The organism is Tardiphaga sp. (assembly GCF_028290495.1).
Lineage (GTDB): Bacteria > Pseudomonadota > Alphaproteobacteria > Rhizobiales > Xanthobacteraceae > Tardiphaga.
Window position 1 is genome coordinate 71143 of record NZ_JAQGJT010000063.1, and the last position, 12652, is coordinate 83794.

Sequence of the window (12652 nt, forward strand, 5' to 3'; positions counted from 1 at the left end):
GCTGTATGGCAGGGCGCATCATCGCAGCCGCTCCGCAAGGTCGGTGAGCAACATGCCGAGCGCGCCGGCGTCACTGGCGACACCGAAGACGTAATGGTCGGGCCGGACGATCGCGGCGCGGCAGCCGTGACGGTCGAACCAGGCGGCGAGAACGCCGTCCTCTTCCGTGAGTACATCACTGGCGGCAGGACCAACGCGGATCGGCCGGATATCGAGGTGAGCCATGATCGCTTGCAGATCGGGACCCGGTTCCAGCGCGCTTCGCGCATCCAGCACGAGCCGCCAGCCGGTGTCGGCAACGCTGTCGAGACGGCGCCGTCCCTCTGCCGTCCGGATCCAGGGCTGCGGGAACAGCGTGCCATGCGCCGCATGCAGCGGGAAGGCGAGCAGGCCCGTCTGCAACGGCGGGACGATCTCCTGGCGAGTGAGGGTGCGGGGAACGCCGCCGCCTTCGGCAAGAATGCGTTCGTCGCGCATTGCCGCCGTATCCGGATCGCGTTCGCAGATCACGTGACCGATCGCCTTGATACGGGAGGTGAGTTGGCGAACATGTTCGCTACGTTCCTCACCATAGGTATCGAGCAGTTTGGGGTCGGATTTCCCGCCGAGAACGCGATCGAGCTTCCACACGAGATTGCCGACATCGCGGATGCCCTGGCACATGCCCTGACCGATGAAGGGGGGCTGTTGATGCGCGGCATCGCCGGCGAGGAAGATCCGGCCGCGCCGCCATTCCTGCGCAACGAGCGCATGAAACCGGTAGCTTGCGGCGCGCCACAGCGTGGCGTCATCCGGGGTGATCCAGCGCGCAAGCAGTCGCCAGACTTGCGCCGCCGACTCCATCTCGCGCGGATCTTCGCCGGGCAGCAGCATGATTTCGAAGCGACGATGGTTGCCGGGACCGATGATGAAGCTTGTCGGTCGCGACGGATCGCAGAATTGCGCTGCGGTCTCCGGTAATTTGCCGAAGGCGCCTTGGTTGACCTGCAGATCGACCACCAGCCAGGGTTCGTCGAAGACGAGGTCTTCAAAGGCGATGCCAAGCTGTTGCCGCGTGCCGCTCGACGCGCCGTCGCAGGCGATGACGTAGTCGGCGGTGATGTCGCGCGTCGCGCCGCGATCGTCGCGCAGATGCAGCTTCACATGGTCGGCCGTCTGCTCGAAACCAAGCAGTTCGGTGCCGAGTTCAACTTTGACGCTGGGATAGGCCGCGGCGTGCTCGCGCAACGCGGCCTCGACCGGCGGCTGCGTGAACACCATGCTGGGCGTATAGCCGAGCGGGTAGGGCTCTGCGACCATGTCGATCCGGCGGATCAACTGACCCTTTGCGCCAAAATGCTGGGAGGCAGGAAACGGTGCGATATAGGGCAGCACGCGCTCGGCGGCGCCGAGGTTATCGAGCAGGCGCAGGATTTCGTGATCGATCGCGATCGCGCGCGGCTTGTCGTAGACGTCGTGCTGACGGTCGATGGCCAAGGTGCGGATGCCCCTGTCGCCGAGCAGGCTGACCGCGATCGCGCCCGAGGGGCCATGGCCAACCACGACGACCTGAAAGTCGCTGCGATGCTGTTGGGAAGTATGCGTCACTCAGGACCTCTGTCGGCGTAGGCAACGGCGGTCTGCGCCGCCTTGACGTGATCTGGCTTGGGCGGGGCGATGCCCCAATGATCCGTGCGGCCGGGTGGCCAGACCCATTCCGACGGCCCGCGAACCGCATAGCCGTCATCGACCTGCAAGACTTCGGCGGTATATTCGATGACGGTCCCGACCGGATCGATGAAGTAGGCGAACACGTTGTCGCCGGGGCCGTGGCGGCCCACGCCCCAGGCGATAGGGAATCCGGCGTCGATCATGCGCCCCGAGCCGCGCATCACCGCTTCCAGGTCCGGCATCAGGAAGGCTACGTGATTGAGTCCGTTCACCGCCGCGTCGGCGATGACGATGGCGTGGTGGTCGCCGTTGCAGCGGACGAAGGCCATCATCCTGGAGCGGTCGGTGAGGCGAAAGCCGAGCGCCTGTTCGTAGAACGCGGCGAGACCATCGACATGCGTGCTGTTGACGTTGACGTGCGCGAGCCGTGTCGGCCGATTGGCTCCTGCAAGGGTGTCAGTGTGTCGCATGTCACCGCTGACGAAGCGCAGCGCGCCGCCATTCGGTGCCAGAATGCTCATCACCATCCCGCCATCGGGCGCCGGATTTGGAGCGGGGCCGGCGAGCAGCGTCGCGCCATGCTTCAGCGATGCGGAGGCGATCGTCTCGAATGCCGCATCCGAGTGCAGCCGAAACGTGATGGACCTCAGTGCGGGGCGATCGCCCTGCCGCAAGGCGACCACATGATGATCGGTGCCGCTGGCGCGAAGATAGGTGACGCCCTCGTGGCGTGTTACCAGATCGAGACCCCAGACCGAGGTGTAGAACTGCTCTGATCGTGGAAGATCAGGAGTTTCGAGATTTACGCTGCGCAACGCGGTGATCGGAAAATGGGTCATTGTGCAACGTGCTCCCCAATACCAAGAAAGCGTTTCGCGTTGGCAGAGACAACGAGATCGCGCGTGGTCTCGTCGCTGATGGCTGATGCGGCGCGCGTCACCGGGGTTCGATCGTGAAATGCGAAAGGATAGTCGGTGCCGAGCATGATCTGCGTTTCGCCGAACTTGGCGATCAAATGCAGGAGCGTCGGGTCGTCATAGACAAGCGCGTCGTAATAGAGCCGGCGTGCCTGCTGGGATGGCGATTCCAGAATGCTCTCCTGCAGCACGGGGAATACCTGATATCCTTCCTGAAGCCGCGGCAGCAGCGAAGCGAGCGTGCCGCCGCCATGGCTGAACGCTATGCGCAGGCGCGGGTGACGCAGCAGCAGGTTCGAGGTGATCACCGATGCGGCGGCAAGGCCGACATCGGACGGATAGGCCAGTACCTGCTGCAACTGCGCCGGGCCGACCAGGCGATCCATGCCGCACGGTCGCAAGGCGTGGACGAACACCGCCATGTCGAGCTTCGCGACTTCGGCAAAGAAACCCTCGAAGTCGGGAGAGCCGAGCGGCTTGCCGTTGATGTTGCTTCCGATCTCGATGCCGGCAAAGCCGAGTTCATGTTTGAGTCGATGCAGTTCGGTGATCGCGCGGTCGATGTCCTGCAGCGGTACCGCGCCGAGGCCGACCAGCCGGCCCTCGGAATGGGCGATCATCTCGGCCATCTGGTCGTTGATGTAGCGGAGCAGGTCGTTGGCCGGTCCGGCTGCCATCCAGTAGGACAGTAGCTCGGGCATCGGCGAAATGGCCTGCAGACTAAGTCCCATCTCCGCCATGTCCGCAACGCGTTTGCCGACATCCCAGCAACGATCCGACACCGTGCGATAGACGCGGCCGGCCATCATGACATGCTTGTGGCAGGGCTTGGCGTCGGCCATCGACGGCCAATCGGCGGGCACCGTGGCGCCCATATAAAGCGGGAAGGACGCGGGCACGACATGCGCGTGAATATCGATCCCGCAGCCGCATCGGGAGATTGCGCTCATGGCCTTCGGAATCCGGCCACGCGCAACCGAGTAGCCGTGAGAACAGCCGATACTGCACGCGCCTGGACCGTCTTGCCCAACATTCCTTGCCTCCCACCCGTTTCTCAGGACGTTGCGGAACTCATAACCTATAGAAACTTAGCTTAACAACAGAAATTTATAGATTATGTAAAAACTAGAAAAAGTATATAGAAGCGGAAATCGGCCGACAGGATGGTTTTGGGGACCTATGAGCGTGGACGTAACATCAGTGGGATCAGCACCGTCGCCGTCGTCATCGACACAGGCCAGCACCGTCTATGACCGGTTGCGGGAGGATCTGCTGTCCGGGCGGCTCGAGCCGAGCCGGAAATTGCAGATGCGGTTCCTGACCGAGCTGTATCAGACCGGGCAGACCCCGCTGCGTGAAGCGCTCAACCGGCTGACCGCCGATGGCCTGGTCGATTGTCGCGAGCAGCGCGGGTTTTACGTTGCGGATATCAGCCGGAGCGAACTGGTCGAACTGACCAAGACCCGCTGCTGGGTCGAGAGCCTGGCTCTCCGTGAATCCATGGCAGCCTCGACGTCGGAATGGGAAGAACAGCTTTTGCTCGCGCAGCATCGTCTCGGCCGGACGCCGCGTTCGCTCAACGCCGAGCATTTCGAAGACAATCCGGAATGGGAGCGGCTGCATCGCGTCTACCACCGGACGCTGATCGGGAATTGCGGCTCACAGTCCCTGATCGCGTTCTGCGGACAACTGGCCGACCAACTCTACCGATACCGGCGTCTGTCGATCCGGAAAGCCTTTCCATCCCGACACGTGACCGACGAGCATCAGTCGATCATGAATGCTGTCTTGAGCGGGAATGCCGACCATGCCGTCGACCTGCTCACCACCCATTACAGGCAGACGGCAGACGTCATTCTGCAGGATAAGCAGACCTTCGCTGAACCATAGGGCGTCGCCCGAGGGCAGAGCCGAGCACGGTCGCTTCTGGCGCAAAGCCTGTTTTCTGATAGCGCTTCAGATTAGTGCGAGGTCGCGACGACCAAGCTTGCGGCGGATTCCGACTTCCTCTTCGGAAACATTTCTATAGAAAAATGGGTCGCCAAGGATCTTCGCAAGAAGAAATAGATGCTTCGCTGGAGCGCCTGAGCCAGACTCTCGATCGAATGGAAGCGGCACCGCGACGGCGGATCGTGGATTGTCGGTGATCAGTATACGTTAGCGGACGTCAGCTTGACTCCCACGATTGTTCGGCTGGAGGATTGCGGGCGTTCTGACCTTTGGGCTCGAAGGCCGGCCGTGGCTGGTTGGCTGGAACGTGTCAAGTCCGTCCCAATTTCGACGTTGCCTATATGCCGGGCTCCCGCGATTTGGGATCTCACAACTGAGTTTCGGATTTGATGTCCGCGGCTTTGGAACCGCGGCTCGTGGCGCAAGTCGGACACTGGCTAGCGGCGTACGGACCGAACCAATATTTCAGCAGAATTGCAGGCTGCGCCTTTGCTTTGGAGCTGGCGATTGAGGGCAACTCCAAGATATCGGCTGTGGTGTGTGACAAGTTTTTGATCGCCTTTTATCGCGTCAGCAACTATCCCTCATCGTGAGCGCAGACTGATCGGGAACGAGCAGGGGGGCGGTGAAGAGGGCGATGGCATCAATGAAGCGGTCCAGGACAAAGTCCGGCGCAACGGACTCCAGAGACAAGATCGTTCAGGCGGCAACGACGCTTTTCACGCAAACTGGATTTCAGGACGTGCCCGTGGAGGAAATCGCGCGGCTGGCTGGCGTCGCCCACGGTCTCGTCTTTCACTACTTTGGCACCAAGGCCAGGCTTTACGAAGATGTATCGCAGTCTGCCGCCGATCGGCTTGATCTGGTTCACATAAAAGCGACGCAGGCTGCGAAGACGCCGAATGACAAGCTCCGCGCTTTCCTGGAAAGCCATATGGATGCGGTGTCGCAGCGGCGTGCCGACTACGTCTTCCATTCGCGCGGCGGCGCGACGCCCGCGATCCAGGCGATCTGGGAGAATTCCCGTAGCAATGCGATTCATCTCGTCCTTGGCTTCTTCGGCGTGGCACAACCCTCCGTGCCCCTTGTTGTCGCGACCCGCGCGTGGCTTGGATACTATGACGAACTGGTCCTCGAATGGATCCAGGATCGCGGCGTTCCGCGCGATGGCGTGATCGTCTCGTCGCTCCGGTTGTTCCCTGTCGTGATGGCGCAAGCGCACCTGCTGGGCGCAAAGGATGCACCGCAAAATCTATAAACAGCGACTTGACGGCCGATCAAATCGGATGTTGACTGGCAGTCAATAAAGCTGACGCAGCATAATGCGTCGCTCGTGGAGGAAGTGATGCCCAAGGTCGCGATTGTCGGCGCGGGTCCTGTTGGGCTGACGTGCGCCCTTCTGCTGTCGCAGCAGGGGATTTCGACGGTCATCTATGAGCGGAATGCAACGACGTCCACGCACCCGCGTGGGCATGTCGTCAACGCACGCAGCATGGAAATTTTTCGCTCCATCGGCCTCGAAGAGCCCGTTCGATCTGTAAGTCTCCCGGCCGACCGCAATCAAGGCGTTGCTTTTTTGAGGCGGCTCGCCGAACCCGCCGTCGCAGTGCTGCGTACGCGGGGCGTGCCGGAGCGCGATGAGGCGCACCGTGCCGCCAGTCCGAGCCTGCGCGCGTCTTGTCCGCAAGACAGGCTGGAGCCGGTGCTGCTGCGCGCTGCGCAGAGCGACCCGAATATCGAGCTCCGCTTTTCAACGGAGGTTCGTCGCGTCGAGCGCGATAGTGAGGTGGTGCGCCTGAGCGGTATCGGTCCCGACGGTGATTTCGAGATGACGGTGCCGTTTGTGGTCGGCGCCGATGGCGCGCGCAGCCTCGTCAGGCAGCAGGCCGGCATCGAAATGTCCGGGCTTGGCCGCATCGGGCGCCAGATCGGCATCTACTTCGAAGCGGATCTGTGGTCGCTCGTCGAGGATCGCCCCTACCTGCTGTGGTGGATCTACAATACACAGACCTGCGGGGTACTGATTGCCCTCGATGGGCGTCATCGCTGGACCTACAATTTTGCCTTCGACGAGCAGAAGGAAACGGCGGCCGACTTCACGCCAGAGCGATGCGCCAGGGTTCTGCGTGAGGTCATCGGCATCGACGGGATCGACATCAAGATCCACTCGATCCTGCCGTGGCGAATGCAGGCGCGGTTGGCCGATCGTATGAATAACGGTCCGATATTTCTGGCCGGCGATGCGGCTCATCCGCTGCCGCCGACCGGCGGGCAGGGCATGAATACGGGGATCGCGGACGTTCACAATCTGGCCTGGAAACTGGCGCTGGTGCTGCGGGGGCTGGCACCCCGGGCGCTGCTCGACACCTACAATTCAGAGCGACGGCCGATTGCGCAGATCAACATCGATCAAAGCGTCGCCAATGCCATGAAGATGGCCGAACTGGGCCTGTCCGGCATGGCGACGTCCGACAGTTCCATGGCAAGGAGCCTCGATGGCGACGGCCGGGAGGCGGCCGAGACGCATATGCGCAACGTCGTGCCGGGGCTCAGGGAGCATTTCGACTACCTCGGCCAGACGTTCGGGCCTGTCTATCACAGTGGCGCCCTCGTCAGCGATGGCACCGCGGCCCCGGCCTTTTCGGTGATGGACTACGCGCCGGATGCGCGTCCCGGGCATCGTGCGCCGCATCTCTGGCTGGAGCAGGACGGCCAGTTGATATCGACCATCGATATCCTCGGCCATGGCCAGTTCACGTTTTTCACGACGCCCGAGTGTGCCGAATGGCGGGCAACGTTTATGCAGGCGATCGCGGATCGACAATTGCACGGGCGCGCCTGGACCGTCGGCGCGGGCGGCGATCTGAATGATCCGTCCGGGCGCTTCGGTGCGCTGTACGGGCTGCCCCAGGGTGGCGCGGTGCTGGTGCGGCCCGACGGCTATGTTGCCGTTCGGGCTACGGCCACGGAGCTTGGCGAGGGGCCACCCGACATTCTCGGCGGGGCACTCGATGTCGCGCTCGGACAAAAGCCGAGGCGAACTTCGGATCAAGAAGCATTCCTGCAAAAGACAGGTAGCTAACAATCAGGGGAGGGACGTGATGATGACCAAGCAAAGGATGCCGTTCGCGGCAATGATGATGGGCTGTCTGCTGCTCGGAGCGGGCGGCAGCACGGCGACGGCTGAAACACCCGTGACCATCGCGTTGCCTGCGCAGTCGCTGCTGTTCGGACCGGCTTACATCGCTGTCGAACGCGGTCTGTTTCGCGAGCAGGGGATTGATCCCAAGATCATCTATGTCGCGGGGCCCGGCGTCATTCCTGCCGTGCTCGGCAAGAGTGCCGACTTCACCATGATCTCCGGCGGCATCCAGATTGCGGCTGCGGTGCGCAATCAGAAGCTGGTAGCAATTGCCAATACCCAGGATCGCGTCACCACCGACATCATCGTTCGCAAGGCGGTTGCCGACAAGCTCGGCACGGCCTCGTCCGCGAGTGCGCTCGACAAGGTCAAGGCGCTCAAGGGGCTGACGATCGGTATCGACGCCGTCAACGGCCTGCCGCACAGTTTCCTGCGTTATCTGGCCCGCAAGGCCGGCATGAATCCGGAGACGGACTTCACGATCACGGCGTTGCAGCCGCAGGCCATGGTCGCGGCGATGAAGAGCGGAACGATCGACGCCATGGCGTTCTCGCCGCCGTTTTCGCTGACGGCGGTCGCAGACGGCGGCGTGATGTGGGTGACCGGTCCCGATGTGGACCTGCCGGAAATGAAGACGTTTCCCTACAACACCGTGCTGGTTCGGCCGGATCATTGCCAGTTGCAGGCTGCGATCTGTCGCGGCTTCGTGACCGCGCTGAAGAAGGCGATTGCGCTGATGAAGAGCGATCCCGCCACCAGTCTCGCATCGCTGGGCAAGACGTTCGACAAGATGGAGCCGGGCGCGCTGAAACAGTCCTTCGACATCTTTGCCAAATATGCGCGGACCGATCTCGAACTGACCGACGACATGTATCGCAACGTCGTTTCGTTCGATCGGATCAGCGGCATCATTCCGGAAGATGCCAAGGTCCCGCCTGCGAGCGAACTGTATTCGGCGGCCTCTGCCAACTGAGAGCGATGGAACCGTCGGATGTGGGATCGGATCATCTTTGCTGCTGTACTGGCTGCCATCTGGCAGGGTGGAAGCGCGTGGGCCGGGCCGGAGCAGATCAGCTCTCCGATCCTCGTGATGCAGCAGCTTTATATCTGGACCGTGTCCGGCGTGCTCTCCGGCCATGTCGGTTACACCGTGCTTGAGGCGCTGCTCGGCTTCCTGATCGGCGCGGTTCCCGGCTTGCTGCTGCCGCTGGTGCTGCGTCGGCGGGTGTTCCTGGCCGCCGTGCTCGATCCCTTCATCATGATCGGCTATGGACTGCCGAAGATCGCCTTCATCCCGCTGTTCATCGTCTGGTTCGGGATCGGTATCTGGAGCAAGGTCGCGCTGGTCGCCAGCGTCAGCTTCTTCATCGTGTTCTTCAGCACCTCCGAGGGCGTGCGGGCGGTCGATCCACGGCTGATCCGGATGGCCAAGGTGGTGGGCGCCAACGAGACGCAACTGCTGCGTACCGTGGTGTTACCGGCGGCGACGCCGTTCATATTTCAGGCGATCCAGATAGCGCTGCCGCTGTCGATCGGCGGCGCCGCGATTGCCGAACTGATCTCGTCGAACCGCGGGCTCGGTTACCTGATCCAGTCCTCCGCAGGCAATTTCGAGATCACCGGCGCGCTCGCAGCCATCGCTGCCCTTACGCTGATCGTGGCGCTGACCAACATCGCAGTCGCCGCAGCCGAGGCGAAGCTTCTGGCATGGCGTCCGCAACTGACCTCCAGCCTTCCCAAGGCGGCCTGACATGACCTGCGCACCCGTTCTCGAAGTTCGCGATCTCGGAAAAGCCTTCACCGACAGGGGCACGCAGAGCGAGCGGTGGATTATCCGGGGACTTTCTTTCACCCTGCGCGAAGGCGAGTTCGTCACTTTGGTCGGTCCTTCCGGCTCCGGAAAATCCACGCTGCTCAATTTGCTGGCCCAGATCGACACGCCGTCCGCAGGCGACATCAGGCTTCATGGCGAGGTCATCAGTAGTCCATCACAGCAGGGACTGAATGCAGGCTCGCAAGGTCGCATCGGCTACATCATGCAGGACGACAACCTGCTGCCGTGGCGGACGCTGCGCGCCAATGTCGAATACCCGCTCGAGATTCAGGGGCGTCTCGATGCACCGTTCCGAAAGCGGGTGGATGAGCTGATTGCGGCCGTCGGCCTCAGCGGCTTCGAGAACCATTATCCGCACGAACTGTCGGGCGGCATGCGCAAGCGCGCATCGATCATCCGCACGCTGGCCTACGACCCGCCCGTGATCCTGATGGATGAGCCGTTCAGTGCCCTCGATGCCGAATCGCGTCTGCATATCCAGAACGACCTCGTCCGGCTCTGGGAGCTTGGCCGCAAGACCATCCTGTTCGTCACCCACGATATCACCGAAGCCATTGCGCTCGGCGATCGTACCCTGACGCTGACCAAGTCGCCGGCCAGTATTCGCGGCGAACACCTGATCGATATTCCGCGGCCGCGCTCGGTCGACAGCCTCGTTACCGAGCCGCACTATCCTGGCATTTTCGGCCGCATTCGGGCGGAAGTCTGATGGGCCGGTCGATCAGCCAGATCATCCCCCAATTGGCGCGTCCATTGCCGCGCCGGGGCGCGATGCCGTGGCTTGCGCTGGCCCGCACGGCCGTCGCGGTCGTGTTGCTGCTCGCCTGGGAGAGCCTTGGGCGGATGGTGCCCGATCTGATCGCGGGCCCACTGCCGACCTTGCTGCGGTTGGTTGAACTTGTGCATAGCGGCGAGATCGTCCCGATGGTCTGGGTGACGGTGCTGGAGACCGTCGGCGGACTCGCGATCGGTGCCGGCTTTGGTGTGGTCCTGCCGTTCCTCGTGCAGATGTCGCCACGGCTCTCCGCGGTGATCGAGCCGTTTGCCCGGGCCGCGGTCGGAATTCCGAAACTGGCGCTGAGCCCGATCCTGATCATGTGGTTCGGTATCGGCCTGACGTCGAAGATCGCGCTCGTTGCGCTGATGACCTTCTTTCTCGTCTTCGTCGCGACCTTTGTCGGCATTCGTTCGGTTGGACCCAACCTCATTCGGACGGTCGCCATCTTCGGGGCCGGCAAGGTCGAGATCGCGCGCGAGGTATTCTGGAATTCATCGCAGCCCTTCGTCTGGGCGGCGCTGCGAGCTGCATTGCCGTGGGCTATCAACGCGGCGCTGGTCGGTGAATTCCTCGCCGCTGAAAACGGCATCGGCTACTACATTCACCACTCCTACAATATGGCCGATATCACCGGCGTCTATGCGGGGATGGTCATCACCGCTGCACTTGTGCTGCTCGCGGACGCCGTTCTGCGCCTGTTTCAACGCCGTGCTTTGGCGTGGCGTCCCGACAATTCCGCCACCAGCCTTCACTAGGGGACCGACCAATGAAGCTCTTTTATACGCCCGGGGCCTGTTCCATCGGCATCCACTATTTGCTGGAGCAGATCGGGCGTCCCTACGAGCGGCAGACGCTCGATCTTAAGAACGGCGAGAACCGCCAGCCGTGGTTTATGGAGATCAATCCGAAGGCCAAGGTGCCGACATTGCTGCGTGACGACGGATCGCTGTTGACGGAATTTCCGGTGATCGCGCACTACCTCGCAGCATCTGCGCCCGAGGCAGGGCTGGTGCCATCCGATCCCGAGCGGGCGTTGCGGGCCGCCGAGCTGACCGACTACCTCGTCGCGACCCTGCATATGCAGGGTTTCTCGCGCATCTTCCGGCCGGCGAAGTTCTGCGAAGATCCAGCCTCTCACGAAGCCATCCAGCGTCAGGGCCGCGAGATCGTTCAGGCCGGGCTTGCCGTCGTCGAACGAGAGCTCAAGCCCGGCGGTGCGCTGCATGGCGGTGCGACCTTTGCCGATGCAGCTTTGTTCTACGTGCTGTTCTGGACCATCGATCGCGTCAAGCTCGACGCGCCGCCGGCCTGCTCGGAACGTTACGCCGCCTTGAAAGCGACCGACGCGGCGGTGCGCGTCTTCAAGGAAGAAGGACTCGCCTCATGACACGGCGGAGACTCTTGGGGTCTTGGGTCAAGGCAGCGGTGGCGATCGCCGTTGCCCTCGCATTCACCGCGAGGGAAGGGCGGGCGGCGGACGAGTATCCAAGTCGGCTGATACGCATGGTCGTCGGCTTTGCGCCCGGAGGAAGCTCCGACACCGCAGCGCGGCTGGTCGGAGAGCGTTTGTCCAAGAGGCTTGGTCAGCCGGTGGTGATCGAGAACAAGCCCGGTGCAGGCGGTATGTCGGCCACGACGCAGGTTCTGAACGAGCCGGCAGATGGCTATTCGCTGTTGTTGCTGGCGAGTGCGCATTCGGTGGCGGCCGCGATGCGCGCCAAGTTGCCGTTCGATCCGGTTGATGACCTCGAATGGATCTCCACCGTGGCGACTTACGGCATGGTCGTCGGCGTTCGCCCGGGATCGCCATACGGTTCGCTGCCCGAATTGATTGCGGCGGCCAAGGAAAAGCCCGGCACCATCCATTTCTATTCGGTTGGCTTCGGCACCGCCCATCATCTGCTGGGCGAATGGATCAATGCCGCGACCGGTGCGGGGCTGGTCCACGTGCCGTATCGCGGAAGTACACCCGCGCTGGCCGACTTCCTCGGGGGACGTGTCGAGGTGATGATCGATACGATGACGTTTGCCTACCCGCAGTCCGTCGCGGGAGCCGTCCGGCCGCTCGCCGTGACCACGCGTCAGGTGCCCGCCGAGATGAAGGACGTGGCGTTCTCCGGCGATATAGTGCCGGGGCTCGAATACGAATCCTGGCTCGGCATTGCCGCGAAGAAGGGCATTCCGGCTGACGTCGCCGACCGGCTGCGCCGAGAAGTCGTCGCGATCGTGAAATCGGACGACTTCCAGAAAGAAATGCGCGCGCTCGGCGCCAACGCGACACCGAGCACCGCAGCCGAGTTCGCTGGCCGCGTGAAGCGGGAGATTTCCGAATTCAACAAGGTCATCGATGCCCGCGGCATCGAGCGTCAGTAGCGGCACGG

The 12652-nt window shown here is 62.7% G+C and carries 13 protein-coding genes; 10 read left to right on the plus strand and 3 right to left on the minus strand.

Features of this window, described 5'->3' with window-relative positions:
* Positions 1–18: 18 nt before the first annotated feature.
* From JWQ24_RS12200 to JWQ24_RS12210, 3 genes are read right to left on the minus strand one after another with little or no spacing between them, the layout of a single operon-like run.
* Positions 19–1587, minus strand: coding sequence for a bifunctional 3-(3-hydroxy-phenyl)propionate/3-hydroxycinnamic acid hydroxylase (locus JWQ24_RS12200; RefSeq protein WP_299807970.1), 1569 nt, complete (start codon positions 1585–1587; stop codon positions 19–21).
* A complete protein-coding gene (locus JWQ24_RS12205; RefSeq protein WP_299807972.1) occupies positions 1584–2489 on the minus strand; it encodes a VOC family protein in 906 nt (301 codons plus the stop codon). Before JWQ24_RS12205 ends, JWQ24_RS12200 begins: the two co-directional genes overlap by 4 nt.
* Positions 2486–3517 carry an amidohydrolase family protein gene (locus JWQ24_RS12210; RefSeq protein WP_299807973.1) on the minus strand — a complete coding sequence of 344 codons (1032 nt, stop codon included), beginning with the start codon at positions 3515–3517 and terminating at the stop codon, positions 2486–2488. The genes JWQ24_RS12205 and JWQ24_RS12210 overlap by 4 nt, the downstream gene beginning before the upstream one ends.
* Before the next feature lie 229 nt (positions 3518–3746).
* On the opposite strand from JWQ24_RS12210, the gene JWQ24_RS12215 reads away from it, so the two are divergent.
* The 10 genes from JWQ24_RS12215 (at position 3747) to JWQ24_RS12255 (ending at position 12644) form a co-directional block, all read left to right on the plus strand.
* Positions 3747–4457 (plus strand): GntR family transcriptional regulator, encoded by a 711-nt coding sequence (locus JWQ24_RS12215; RefSeq protein ID WP_299807974.1) that lies wholly within the window; start codon positions 3747–3749, stop codon positions 4455–4457.
* A gap of 210 nt (positions 4458–4667) precedes the next feature.
* On the plus strand, positions 4668–4907 hold the full coding sequence (locus JWQ24_RS28575; protein ID WP_366521434.1) for a glutathione S-transferase C-terminal domain-containing protein: 240 nt from the start codon (positions 4668–4670) through the stop codon (positions 4905–4907).
* A 247-nt stretch (positions 4908–5154) separates the two neighbouring features.
* The gene (locus tag JWQ24_RS12220) at positions 5155–5775 is read left to right on the plus strand and encodes a TetR/AcrR family transcriptional regulator (RefSeq protein ID WP_299807975.1); all 621 of its coding nucleotides are present in this window, start codon (positions 5155–5157) and stop codon (positions 5773–5775) included.
* A gap of 87 nt (positions 5776–5862) precedes the next feature.
* A complete protein-coding gene (locus tag JWQ24_RS12225; protein ID WP_299807977.1) occupies positions 5863–7599 on the plus strand; it encodes an FAD-dependent monooxygenase in 1737 nt (578 codons plus the stop codon).
* A 22-nt stretch (positions 7600–7621) separates the two neighbouring features.
* On the plus strand, positions 7622–8632 hold the full coding sequence (locus JWQ24_RS12230; RefSeq protein ID WP_299807979.1) for an ABC transporter substrate-binding protein: 1011 nt from the start codon (positions 7622–7624) through the stop codon (positions 8630–8632).
* Between the two features lie 18 nt (positions 8633–8650).
* Positions 8651–9409 (plus strand): ABC transporter permease, encoded by a 759-nt coding sequence (locus JWQ24_RS12235; protein ID WP_299807981.1) that lies wholly within the window; start codon positions 8651–8653, stop codon positions 9407–9409.
* A 1-nt stretch (position 9410) separates the two neighbouring features.
* Positions 9411–10202 carry an ABC transporter ATP-binding protein gene (locus JWQ24_RS12240; RefSeq protein WP_299807983.1) on the plus strand — a complete coding sequence of 264 codons (792 nt, stop codon included), beginning with the start codon at positions 9411–9413 and terminating at the stop codon, positions 10200–10202.
* The gene (locus JWQ24_RS12245; protein ID WP_299807985.1) at positions 10202–11026 is read left to right on the plus strand and encodes an ABC transporter permease; all 825 of its coding nucleotides are present in this window, start codon (positions 10202–10204) and stop codon (positions 11024–11026) included. The genes JWQ24_RS12240 and JWQ24_RS12245 overlap by 1 nt, the downstream gene beginning before the upstream one ends.
* Positions 11027–11037: 11 nt before the next feature.
* On the plus strand, positions 11038–11658 hold the full coding sequence (locus tag JWQ24_RS12250) for a glutathione S-transferase N-terminal domain-containing protein (RefSeq protein WP_299807987.1): 621 nt from the start codon (positions 11038–11040) through the stop codon (positions 11656–11658).
* Positions 11655–12644: a tripartite tricarboxylate transporter substrate-binding protein gene (locus tag JWQ24_RS12255; RefSeq protein WP_299807989.1), complete on the plus strand. Its 990-nt coding sequence runs from the start codon at positions 11655–11657 to the stop codon at positions 12642–12644. The genes JWQ24_RS12250 and JWQ24_RS12255 overlap by 4 nt, the downstream gene beginning before the upstream one ends.
* The last annotated feature ends 8 nt before the right edge of the window (positions 12645–12652 follow it).

Excerpts from the sequence above, each read along its gene's own strand:
- JWQ24_RS12205 (WP_299807972.1), bottom strand. The coding sequence starts at position 2,489 with ATGACCCATTTTCCGATCACCGCGTTGCGCAGCGTAAATCTCGAAACT.
- JWQ24_RS12210 (WP_299807973.1), bottom strand. The coding sequence starts at position 3,517 with ATGAGCGCAATCTCCCGATGCGGCTGCGGGATCGATATTCACGCGCAT.
- JWQ24_RS12215 (WP_299807974.1), top strand. The coding sequence starts at position 3,747 with ATGAGCGTGGACGTAACATCAGTGGGATCAGCACCGTCGCCGTCGTCA.
- JWQ24_RS12220 (WP_299807975.1), top strand. The coding sequence starts at position 5,155 with ATGGCATCAATGAAGCGGTCCAGGACAAAGTCCGGCGCAACGGACTCC.
- JWQ24_RS12225 (WP_299807977.1), top strand. The coding sequence starts at position 5,863 with ATGCCCAAGGTCGCGATTGTCGGCGCGGGTCCTGTTGGGCTGACGTGC.
- JWQ24_RS12230 (WP_299807979.1), top strand. The coding sequence starts at position 7,622 with ATGACCAAGCAAAGGATGCCGTTCGCGGCAATGATGATGGGCTGTCTG.
- JWQ24_RS12235 (WP_299807981.1), top strand. The coding sequence starts at position 8,651 with ATGTGGGATCGGATCATCTTTGCTGCTGTACTGGCTGCCATCTGGCAG.
- JWQ24_RS12240 (WP_299807983.1), top strand. The coding sequence starts at position 9,411 with ATGACCTGCGCACCCGTTCTCGAAGTTCGCGATCTCGGAAAAGCCTTC.
- JWQ24_RS12245 (WP_299807985.1), top strand. The coding sequence starts at position 10,202 with ATGGGCCGGTCGATCAGCCAGATCATCCCCCAATTGGCGCGTCCATTG.
- JWQ24_RS12250 (WP_299807987.1), top strand. The coding sequence starts at position 11,038 with ATGAAGCTCTTTTATACGCCCGGGGCCTGTTCCATCGGCATCCACTAT.
- JWQ24_RS12255 (WP_299807989.1), top strand. The coding sequence starts at position 11,655 with ATGACACGGCGGAGACTCTTGGGGTCTTGGGTCAAGGCAGCGGTGGCG.